General features: G+C 65.3%; 10 protein-coding genes. 5 read left to right on the top strand and 5 right to left on the bottom strand.

From position 1 onward, the window contains the following. Window positions 1–25: 25 nt before the first annotated feature. Window positions 26–1,501: a S8 family serine peptidase gene (locus WB508_RS12295; protein WP_423845170.1), complete on the bottom strand. Its 1,476-nt coding sequence runs from the start codon at window positions 1,499–1,501 to the stop codon at window positions 26–28. Between the two features lie 427 nt (window positions 1,502–1,928). Between WB508_RS12295 and WB508_RS12290 the strand changes: the two genes are divergently transcribed. The 3 genes from WB508_RS12290 (at window position 1,929) to WB508_RS12280 (ending at window position 5,254) form a co-directional block, all read left to right on the top strand. After that, entirely contained in the window at window positions 1,929–3,569 is a 1,641-nt protein-coding gene (locus WB508_RS12290; RefSeq protein ID WP_423845169.1) for a LuxR C-terminal-related transcriptional regulator, read from the top strand. 125 nt (window positions 3,570–3,694) lie between these two features. Continuing rightward, on the top strand, window positions 3,695–4,543 hold the full coding sequence (locus tag WB508_RS12285) for a class I SAM-dependent methyltransferase (protein ID WP_423845168.1): 849 nt from the start codon (window positions 3,695–3,697) through the stop codon (window positions 4,541–4,543). 30 nt (window positions 4,544–4,573) lie between these two features. Next, window positions 4,574–5,254 carry a hypothetical protein gene (locus tag WB508_RS12280; protein WP_423845167.1) on the top strand — a complete coding sequence of 227 codons (681 nt, stop codon included), beginning with the start codon at window positions 4,574–4,576 and terminating at the stop codon, window positions 5,252–5,254. Window positions 5,255–5,348: 94 nt separating this feature from the next. Here WB508_RS12280 and WB508_RS12275 read toward each other — a convergent pair whose 3' ends face one another. Further along, window positions 5,349–6,014, bottom strand: coding sequence for a winged helix-turn-helix transcriptional regulator (locus WB508_RS12275; protein WP_423845166.1), 666 nt, complete (start codon window positions 6,012–6,014; stop codon window positions 5,349–5,351). Window positions 6,015–6,049: 35 nt separating this feature from the next. Between WB508_RS12275 and WB508_RS12270 the strand changes: the two genes are divergently transcribed. Both WB508_RS12270 and WB508_RS12265 read left to right on the top strand, forming a co-directional pair. Further along, window positions 6,050–6,757, top strand: a complete 708-nt coding sequence (locus tag WB508_RS12270; RefSeq protein ID WP_423845165.1) for a dihydrofolate reductase family protein — start codon at window positions 6,050–6,052, stop codon at window positions 6,755–6,757. Window positions 6,758–6,825: 68 nt separating this feature from the next. Then, a complete protein-coding gene (locus WB508_RS12265; protein ID WP_423845164.1) occupies window positions 6,826–7,407 on the top strand; it encodes a dihydrofolate reductase family protein in 582 nt (193 codons plus the stop codon). On the opposite strand, the gene WB508_RS12260 is transcribed toward WB508_RS12265, so the two are convergent. From WB508_RS12260 to WB508_RS12250, 3 genes are all read right to left on the bottom strand, one after another. Next, a complete protein-coding gene (locus WB508_RS12260; protein WP_423845163.1) occupies window positions 7,365–7,781 on the bottom strand; it encodes an alpha/beta fold hydrolase in 417 nt (138 codons plus the stop codon). The two genes, WB508_RS12265 and WB508_RS12260, sit on opposite strands and share 43 nt — an antisense overlap. 235 nt (window positions 7,782–8,016) lie before the next feature. Further along, a complete protein-coding gene (locus WB508_RS12255) occupies window positions 8,017–9,516 on the bottom strand; it encodes an MDR family MFS transporter (protein WP_423845162.1) in 1,500 nt (499 codons plus the stop codon). A 164-nt stretch (window positions 9,517–9,680) separates the two neighbouring features. Then, a partial coding sequence (locus WB508_RS12250; protein WP_423845161.1) for a helix-turn-helix domain-containing protein occupies window positions 9,681–10,135 on the bottom strand: 455 nt, incomplete at its 5' end.

The following is a 10,135-nucleotide window of genomic DNA, read 5'->3' as shown; positions in this document are numbered from 1 at the left end:
GCTCTGCAGTCCTCGCGCTGGTCGGCTACTGCTGCACGGCGGCAGCGGCGTCCAGCCTCGGGCCGGTGAGGCTGGCGGGGCCGGTAGGCGTGCCGGCGTTGCGTGCGGTGTCGATCATCCGCTGCCGGGCGATGAGTCCGCCCACCCCCACGTCGGCAAGCAGGGCACCCACGCCGGCGGCGTGCGGAGTGGCCATCGAGGTGCCCGCGTACACCGCGTAGCCCGGGGTCTCGGTGCAGGAATCCACCTCGGCGAGGTCGAGGGGAACCGTGGACCAGATGCCGCCCTCGCAGCTGAGCACGCCGCCGCCGGGTGCCGACAGGTCGATGGCAGCGCCCGAGTCGGAGTACACGGCCGGGTCGTCCTCGGTGCCATAGGCGCCGACACACACAGCAGCGTCCTGCCAGAGCTCGCCCTGACCGCAGTAGGGCACGCCGTCGTTACCCGCGGCAAGGGTCACCAAGATGCCAGCGTCAGCGGCCTCCTGCACCGCTTCGGCCCAACCGTCGTCCTGCGGCACGACCGGATTGGAGATCACCGGACCGCTGCCGGCGATGAAGCCGATGCTGACCGTGATCACGTCCGCACCCTGTTCGGTGGCGTAACGGGTCGCCGCGGCGAGGTCACCCACGATGGAACCCTCGTCGTCGCCCACTCGAATCGGCATGATCGTGGCGTCCGGCGCTACACCGGTGACACCCTTGCCGTCGTCGGCCGCCGCCACCGTTCCGGCCACGTGGGTGCCGTGTCCGTGTCCGTCATCGACGTTCTCATACCCGGCGCAGGGGGCGGGAACACCCTCGGGGCAGACCCACGAAATCGGCGACGTGAACCGTCCTTCGAATTCCGGGTGATGGACGTCAACGCCGGTGTCGATCACCGCCACCACGGCGTCCCGGCCGGTGGTGGTTTCGTTGGCGAGCGTGGCACCGATGTCCTCCAGACCCCAGGTCTTGTCGGAGAAGTCAGGAGCGCTGTACTTCTTCGGCTTCGGGGCGCGGTCGCCGCCCTTGGGCGGTGTTCCAGCTGTCTGCTCCGACAGCGTCGCGGAGCCGGTGTAGGACGAGGGCTCGGTCACCAGCCAGGGCTGCACCCGAACTTCGTAGCTGCCCACAGCGTCGGGGATCGTCACGCTCTCCTTGCTTTCGGCCGTGCCCGAGGACCCGGCCAGGTTGCCTTCGGAGTCGTAGACGTAGAGATCGAAGTCAGCCGATTCCACCGCGCTCTGGATGGAGATCACGAGCGGGAGGCTGCCATCGCCGTCCACATCGACCGTGACGTGGTCGCAGACCAGGTCATCGGGATCCTGCGCTGCTGATGGGCAGGGAAGCGCGGTGGTGGCCGCGGCGGCGTAGGTGGCGCCCTGCCAAGCGAAGTCGGCGCCCTCGCCGACCGTGCCGGATCCGGGATCGGCCGCCGTCGCCGGAGAACTGAGCAGCGGAGCTGCTATGAGAAGAAGAGCCGCGCCGAGAATTGGCGCCGTTGCCCGAGATGTACGCATGAGGTGAACCTTTCGTGAGCGTCGTCACACTCAACGACTCACTTCCGTTAGGGCTACGGTGCCTAGTCAATTCGAACTAGATACGCGGGAAAGATTCCCGCGCACGAGACTGGAGGTCGGCAACTAGTCACAAGAATGGTCACTGTGCCATCGCGTCCGAACGCGGTTTTCTGCTCACTACGCTGCCACGACGACAACCCGAGCGACCCATTCGCGTACGGGCGACATGCGGTTCGAACCGTCGATCTTCGCTCCAAGCCGGACATTCTCGAGAGTCACGACACACGGGGTGGAAACGATTTGACCTTGCAGACTTCAGGGTTTTCACATCACGATCTCGACTGCGCTGACCTCGGGCGCCTATCGTTGCCAAACGCTTGGTCCCTGAAAACACGAGACTCGCTAAAGTCGGATGGGGGAAGACTCGATGCAGACCGATCCCCTGGCGAGGGGCCGAGACTCATACGCCCGACGCGCCTGGCGGGATGCTTTTCAAGAACTGACGAACGCCGCCGAACGAGAACCACTTACTCCCGACGACGTCGAATGTCTGGCAGTGGCTGGGTACCTGCTCGGTCGGGACGCCGCAGCGACGACACAGTTCGAGCTAGCCTTCGACTCCTATCTCAGAGACGGTCGGACAGCGCGCGCCGTGCGCTGCGGATTCTGGCTCGGCATCATCCTCCTGCAGCGCGGCGAGCACGCCCGAGGCGGCAGCTGGCTGGTGCGGTGCAAGCGTGCGCTGGACGAGCACGCGGTGGAGTGCGTGGAGCAGGGTTATCTTCTGGTACCTGACGGGCTGCAAACTCTTGGGGCCGGAGACGCCGCTGCGGCCTACGCCACATTTGACGAGGTATGCGGCTGCGCTGACCGATTCGGCGATCCGGATCTGATCGCCCTGGGCCGGCTGGGCAGCGGGCAGGCGCTGATCGCCATGGGCGAGGTCCAGCAGGGTGTGTCTCTGCTCGACGAGGCCATGCTTGCGGTAACGACAGCCGACGTGTCGCCCATCGCGACCGGGATCGTCTACTGCGCGTTGATCATTGCCTGCCGCCAGGTCTTCGACGTTCGACGCGCCCAGGAGTGGACTGAGACGCTGAGCCGATGGTGTGAAAATCAGCAGGATCTCGCGCCCTATCGCGGACAGTGCCTGGTGCATCGTTCGGAGATCCTGCAGGTCCGGGGCGAGTGGACCGAGGCGTTGGAGGAAGCGCAGCAGGCGTGCGGACATTTGGCCAGCCGCCCCAGCGACCCTGCGCTGGGCATGGCCCGTTACCAGCAGGGTGAACTGCTTCGGTTGCGTGGTCAGTTCGCGCAAGCGGAGGAGTGCTACCGGCAGGCCAGCGAGTGGGGCCACCCGGTCCAGCCTGGGTTGGCACTGCTGCGCCTGGCCCAGGGCCGCGTTGACGCCGCGACAGCAGCTATCCGACGAGTCACTGACGAGGCCGCCGACGACAAGGTGACCCGGTCACGCGTTCTCGCCGCGTTCGTAGAGATCTCGCTGGCCGCAGAAGATCTTGATGGGGCAAAGGCTGGCGCCGACGAGTTGGAGGTCCTCGCCAGCGCCCTCGATGCGCCCTATCTAGAAGCCTTGGCCAGTTACGCACGCGGGTCGGTGCTACTAGCCGAGGGAGATGCCCGCGCAGCGTGCCGCGCCCTGCGCAGCGCGGAAAGCGGCTGGAGAAAGCTCGACGCACCGTACGAGGCGGCTCGGACGCACGCACTGATGAGTCGCGCGTGCCGGAGACTGACCGATCACGACACCGCCGATCTGGAGCTGGAAGCAGCACGACGGATCTTCAAGAAGCTGGACGCCGCCCCAGCGCTGTCCCGGGTGGAATCGCTCGACCGCGGGCGAGGACCCGGGAGTGCGCCCGGCGGGCTGACGCCGCGTGAGGTCGAAGTGCTGACGTTGGTGGCGACGGGAGCGACCAACCGCGAGGTCGCGGCAAAGCTGGTCATCAGCGAGCGGACCGTCGCACGCCACCTGAGCAACACCTTCGTCAAGCTCGACGTCTCGTCTCGGGCCGCTGCAACGGCCTACGCATACCAGCACCACATCGTCTAGCCGAGACTACGCAAAAATACCCACTCCCCGACGCAGAGAAGGTGCGCACATCTGCCGATGCGCAGCACATCGCGTCCCCCGGATGCTGGATCGGTCAGCCGACCAAGCACGAAGGGACTCAGATCATGTCAACGCAAGCACCGACCACCGACCAAATCCGCACAGCGTGGGACTCGATTGCCCCTGGATTCGACGACCACGTCTCGCCACTGACCATCGCACTTGGCGAGCATCTCGTCGAGCGTCTCGAGGTGGGGCCTGGCGCGCGCTTTCTCGACGTTGCGGCGGGCAGCGGGGCCCTGGCTCTTCCCGCAGCTCGGCGTGGGGCCACCACCACCGCCGTGGACCTGGCGCCCATCATGATCGAGCGGTTGACCGCTCGCGCTGCCGCCGAAGGCTTGTCGAACTTGCGAGGTCAGGTCATGGACGGCGTGTCACTTGACTTTCCCGTCGACACGTTCGACGTGACGGTCTCCTTGAACGGCGTCTCGCTGTTCCCCGACATCGATGCCGGCCTGGCGGAGCTGGTGCGCGTCACGAAGCCGGGCGGGCGGGTGGTTGTGGCCACGTTCGGGCCCATGCCCCACACCGAGTTTGTCACGTTCTTCATGTCCGCGATGCAGACGACGGTTCCCGGCCTCGCGCCCATGTCGCCCGAGCAGCCCCCGCTGCCGTTCCAGGTGTCTGACCCCGAACGCTTGCGCGGCAAGCTGCTCGACGCCGGTCTGACGATGGTGGAAATCGAGACGACCCCATGGAACATGACCTTCGAATCGGCCCGCCACTACTGGGATGCAACGACGTCGAGCAATCCCATCGCGGCGCAGATGACCGCAGGCCTATCCGCGCAGCGGCGCGACGACGTCCTCCAGGTGCTCGACGGAATGCTGCGCGAGCGGTCCGGCGGCCACTCGGAGGCCGTCCTGCGCAACGTGATGACCATCGGCACCGGCTCGAAACCAGCACAGCACTGAGATTTCAGTTGACACCTAGGAGGTACGACCATGACATCGGATCAGCAGGCAACAAGAGCCCGGTGGGGTGCGGTCGCGGTCGCGCTTGCGCCGGCGGTGATGGCCTTCGCCCTGACCGCGCATCCATTTATCGAGCGCCTGCCCGACGCCGGCGCTGTCGCCCAGGCGGTCGAGGGCGGTGCGACGTGGTGGGGCGCGATACATCTCGTCACCGCAGTGGGTGCTGGCTTGATCATGCTGGCATTCCTGGCCGTGCGCGCGTACCTGCGCGCGGCGGGCGAGGACCGGTACAGCGCATGGGCTCTGCCCTGGGTCATCCTGGGAAGCGTGATGTACGCCTTTCTTCCGGGGCTTGAGTTCGCGCCGCTGGCAGCCACGGGCTCGGGTGGCGACCCTGCTGCCATGCAGAAGGCGTTGGAACCATGGTTCGTTCCTGTCCTTCAGACGAGCGCGCTCGTGTTCGCGGTCGGCGTGATTGGCTTCGCCAGAGCCGTGCTGGCTGCCGAAGGCCTGCTCAGCGGGAAGCTCACTGCAGTGGTGGTGACGGCGTTGGTGACGATGGCTTTGAGTCGACTCGTCCCCTTCGGAGCCGTGCAGTTCTACGTGCAAGCCGTGGCTGGGCTGGCAGCCATGTGGCCGCTCGCATTCCAGATGTGGAGCAGCCCCGTGCCCTCGGCCCCGTCCCACCAGGCGGTGCTTTCCGATCACTGATCGGCGGTCAGGACCGTGTCTCGTCTCGCCCCCGAGGGCGAGCTTCGACGTGCTCGACACAGGAGCCGGCGGCAGGCCGTCTCAGGGGACAACGTCAGGTCTTGTCAGCCTGGGAGTATGGAACAACGAAGATCGACATGAAGTCGGCGAGAAGTGCAGGATCGCCCTCGAGTGCGATCACGCCGTCGGATATCGCGGTCTGCGAGTCAAGGGTGCCGGCCAACAGGTCCCGAAATTCTTGACCACCCGTCAGCACGAGATCAGACCCCGGGTGTCCGCCCGTATTCACCTCGACGACTCCGTCATCGACCAGCGCATGAGCGACAGCTTCACCGATTCTGACTGTGTACGTCTGGCGTCGCGACAGCGTGTTCGCGCCGGAGGCTGCGACTCGAAGGGCGGACGCCAGTGCCGCGTCGGTGATGACCTCACCCTGACGGGGGACGCGCAATCCGGCTGCCCCCCAGCGACTCAGGGCGTCGAGGGCGGGCTGCAGTTCCGCCCCGCGCTGAGTGAGAGCATAGACAATTGAGCGGTTCGACCCGCTGTGTACCTCCCGCCGGATCAAGCCGTTGTGTTCCAATTCCTTTAGACGGGTAGAGAGCAGGTTGGACGAGATGCCCGGCAGACCTGCGGCCAGGTCGGAGTACCGCCGTGAGCCCACCAGCAGGTCGCGCAAGATCAACAGTGTCCACCGCTGTGCCAGAAGCTCGGCAGCGCGCGCCAGCCCACAGAATTGTCCGTACTCCCGTGTCGACACGCGTCACCCTAGCATTTGACTGCATTTCATGAAGCATGCTTTGTTTATTGAAGTGCCAGAGCCGTGCGGAGAGCGCGCGTCTCACGTCGCGCTCAGCTGGAAGGAGAGGCATCGAGATGAAATTGGTGGCCAATGTTCAGGTGTCCGTCGATGGGGTCTATCAGTCCAACGGAGGACGCCACCCTGACTTCGACCCCGGAATGGAACGGGGTGGGTGGGCCAGGCCCCACTTCGATGATCAGTCGATGGCCTTCGTGAGCCACTACTATCAGCGTGCAGACGCATTCCTGTTCGGCCGGCGCACCTACGAGATGTTCCTCTGGTCCTGGGGAACCGGCACCTGGGGCGCCGATCGGGGCGACAATCCGATTTCCACCATGCTGAACACGCGGCCAAAGTTCGTGGCGTCCAACACGCTCACCGAGCCCGCGTGGTCGGACACGAGTGTGCTGTCTGGCGATCTCGCAAGAGCGGTCGGCCGGCTCAAGGCGCGGCCAGGGGGCGAACTACAGGTGCACGGCAGCGGCACACTGACTCGCTGGCTGCTCGCGAACGATCTCGTCGACGAGCTCACGTTGCTCGTGGCGCCAGTGATTGTGGGGCAGGGCGATCGGTTATTCCCCGACAGCGGCCCGGATCTGGCGCTGGATCTCGTCGAGTCACTGGTCTTTCCCAAAGGGATACTCGCTCAGACCTACCGGCCATCCGGGCGGCCCCAGTACGCATCTGACCCTGCAGAGTGAGGGAATCAAAGAATCCTGGTGACCGCCGCTCACCCGAAAATCCTGACGAACCGCGACGAAGGAGCACTATGCCCGAACTGATCGTCGACTTCATCACCTCGCTTGACGGGTACGCCTCGGCCGAGGGCTGGCCCGGCTGGTGGGGCCTTGAGGGACCGGAGTACCTCGCCTGGCTCAGTGAGTCGCCCGAGCGCGACCACACGCTCTTGCTGGGCGCCAACACCTACCGAGTGATGTCCGGTTTTGCCGCTCAGCCGCCGGACGACACCAATACCGACGAGGTAGAAAGCCTCTCTGAGCTCGAACGGGCGGACAAGGTGGTTTTCTCCTCCACTCTCGAGGCTCCCCTGTCCTGGCACAATACGCGTCTGGTCACCGAGAATGCGGCTGAGACCGTGCGAGACATGAAGCGCAGAAACCATACCTCCATGCGCACCATCGGCAGTCTGAGCTTGAGTCGCTCGCTACTCGCCGCGGGGCTGGTCGACCGATTTCGAGTGACCGTCTTCCCGGTCATCACCGGGGACACCGGGCGAGAACGGATCTATGACGGCTACCCGGACGTAGCCCTCGAAATGACCACCAGTCAGACCCTCGACGGACGGATTCAGGTGCTCGAGTACGTTCCCACCCTCCTGACGGGCCGATGACGGCCATGGTGCGAACTACTACATCGAGTCGGCCTGGTCGAGGCGAGCAGCGATCCGTGCGGTGCGGTCGGGGCTGAGGAGTGCGGCAGTGCGGCGAAGACTGTTTCGTGCGCGGAGACGAGGCGGAGGAATGGCGACCCCCACGGTTCGAGAGTGACGATGTCGAGAAGGTAGAGCAAGGAGAAGTCGCGGCCCTCGAGCAGATGAGTTCGCAGCGCCACCGCGCCGCCGATGTCGTGGGCCATCACGTGGGTGCGATCAAGCTGCCAATCATCGAGAACTGTCCCGAGGCGGCGGCCCTGACGCACGAGATCGACCGCTTGCGGAGCCTCGCCGATGGAGGCTCCGAAACCGGGCATGTCCCAGAGGAACATCCGAAATCAAGACGCCAGCATCCGCGCCACAGGCGCCCAGGATGCTGCAGACCACGGAGTTCCGTGGCACAGAACCAGTTCGCCCCATGAATGATCGTTGTCCGCCTCAAGGGCGTAGGTGGCGATGTGGCTTCCGTCGACGTGGAGGTACTCGGGCGGAGGAAGGGTGTCGTGGATCATCTTGCCTTTCCCGCTGAGACTTCAGGCCCACTCCAGGTGCTGACGGCTGTCCGGGTCAGTGCGCCGGACCTGCAGGCTGATCGGCCTTGGACGGCAGGAGTAACGAGAGCGCGATGACTACCGCTCCGAACGCGGAGCCAGCGATGAACGCCCATTGCAGACCTCCGATGAATGCCTCATCTGCCGTCGCGCCGCCTGACACCAGGCTCCTAGAGCGGTTCTCGAGGATCACGACGAGTGCGGCCGTGCCGGTCGCGCCAGCGACCTGCTGCAGGGTGCCGAGGATCGAGCTGCCGTGCGAGTACAGCTCTGGCGGCAGAGCGCCGAGACCGAGGGTGAATGCAGGTGTGAAGATGGCTGCCAAGCTGACCATCAGCAGAATGTGTAGGCCCAGGATCAACGGATACGCAGTACCGGCGTCGATGACGCGGCTCATGGTGAACAAGGCGACGACCATCAACACCGAACCGGGTATCACAAGTGGTCGTGCACCGACCTTGTCGTAGAGCGCCCCGACGCGCGGGCCCAGCAATCCCATCGCAAGTCCGCCCGGCATGACAAGAAAGCCGGTCTGCATGGCCGACAATCCTCGCAATTGCTGCAGGTAGAGCGGCAGCAGGATCATCGAACCGAGAAACGCCATGAAGGCCACCGACATCAGCACAAGGCTCACGGTGAACGTGCGGTGGTTGAACGCCCGCAGGTCCAGAAGCGGGCTGCCGATGCGCTGCAGACGAAGCTGCCAGAACGTGAACAGTGCGACCAGAGCAGCGCCGCCGCCGATCATCAGGATCAGCTGGCTGGTGGAGCGGGCACCAACCTCGCTGAGACCGTAGACCAACGTGCTGAAGCCGAGCGCTGCGACGGCGACACTGAACCAGCTGACCGGCGCGGTGTTGGTGTCGCCGACGTTCTTGAGGTGTCGCAGGCTGAGCGCCGTGACGGCTACGGCCACGGGCAGCATGAAGGCGAAGATCAATCGCCAGGAGCCGAGGTTGAGGATGAGGCCTGAGACTGCGGGACCCATGGCGGGCGCTACTGAGATCGCGAGCATCATGTTGCCCATGACGCGGCCCCTGGCGTGCTCGGGGACGACGGTCATGACGGTCGTCATGAGCAGCGGCATCATGATTGCGGTGCCGGCGGCTTGGACCGCGCGCCCGGCGAGCAGCACCTCGAAGATCGGCGCCGTACCGCAGATGATCGTGCCGACCGTGAAGGTGGTCATCGCGATGGTGTAGGCCGCACGAGTGGTCAGACGCTGCAAGAACCATCCGGTCACGGGGATCACTGCGGCCATCGTCAGCATGAAGATGGACGAGATCCACTGCGCACTGCGTGCTGTCACGTTGAAGTCGACCATGAGGCGCGGGATTGCGTTGATCATGATCGTCTCGTTGAGGATCACGACAAAGGTCGCGGCGACCAGGAGCTTGATGACGAGCGGCGTCTTGTAGCTCTCGGTCTCGACGGGAGTTGGGTTGGGGTCGGCGTCCAACTGGGTGATCTGGGACGCTGTCTGCGTGGCGGGAACGCCATCGTGATGCGGGGTCATGCCTAGTCCTTCGGTTTGGTGCTGGGGTCCGGTCGACCGCCTCTCTCCATAACGTCGAAGAGGCCGTCCCCATTTCGACATGTCGATCAGACAATTCGGACCGCCCTCCTCAGCGGCAGTCCCACGGAGCGGCGTCGTCGTCTCTGCGGCTTGAGCCAACCGATTCACGCGGTGTGCCGGTCGAGCAAAGTGGCCAGCCTGTTCAGTTCGGCATCGCCAAGAGCAGACAACATGGTCCCGAAGGCCTCGTCTGTGAGCCGCTCGGCACGTCGCCAGCGATCGTGCAGATCCCCTCGTAGTCCCGCTCGGGCGATCAGGCCGTCGGCGTCGTCAGGAGCCCAGCCCGTGCGCAACAACCGGTCCCGTCCGCCGTTCGGGTCGGCTACTGCTGCCTCGGGAATGGTGAGGTCGCAGGCACGCAGCGCCGCGAAGTGCAGCCCGCCGCGGATCTCCCTGGCCAGCATCAGCGAGTGCGCCAGTCGCTCTGCGCCGGCGTGTGGGCGCGGCTGCGCACGCCATCCGGCGGCGAGCGGGAGCGCCGACAGATCGGCTGAGTCGGCAACTCGATAGAGCAGATCCGCGGTTTCAGCAGCCGTCTCGTCGCCAGGCAGCACATCGC

The organism is Aeromicrobium sp. (assembly GCF_049586495.1).
GTDB lineage: Bacteria > Actinomycetota > Actinomycetes > Propionibacteriales > Nocardioidaceae > Aeromicrobium.
The sequence above is the reverse complement of the archived record's forward strand: the minus strand, read 5'-3'. Positions and strand labels throughout refer to the sequence as shown.

Excerpts from the sequence above, each read along its gene's own strand:
- WB508_RS12265 (WP_423845164.1), top strand. The coding sequence starts at position 6,826 with ATGCCCGAACTGATCGTCGACTTCATCACCTCGCTTGACGGGTACGCC.
- WB508_RS12280 (WP_423845167.1), top strand. The coding sequence starts at position 4,574 with ATGACATCGGATCAGCAGGCAACAAGAGCCCGGTGGGGTGCGGTCGCG.
- WB508_RS12260 (WP_423845163.1), bottom strand. The coding sequence starts at position 7,781 with ATGTTCCTCTGGGACATGCCCGGTTTCGGAGCCTCCATCGGCGAGGCT.
- WB508_RS12295 (WP_423845170.1), bottom strand. The coding sequence starts at position 1,501 with ATGCGTACATCTCGGGCAACGGCGCCAATTCTCGGCGCGGCTCTTCTT.
- WB508_RS12285 (WP_423845168.1), top strand. The coding sequence starts at position 3,695 with ATGTCAACGCAAGCACCGACCACCGACCAAATCCGCACAGCGTGGGAC.
- WB508_RS12255 (WP_423845162.1), bottom strand. The coding sequence starts at position 9,516 with ATGACCCCGCATCACGATGGCGTTCCCGCCACGCAGACAGCGTCCCAG.
- WB508_RS12270 (WP_423845165.1), top strand. The coding sequence starts at position 6,050 with ATGCTTTGTTTATTGAAGTGCCAGAGCCGTGCGGAGAGCGCGCGTCTC.
- WB508_RS12290 (WP_423845169.1), top strand. The coding sequence starts at position 1,929 with ATGCAGACCGATCCCCTGGCGAGGGGCCGAGACTCATACGCCCGACGC.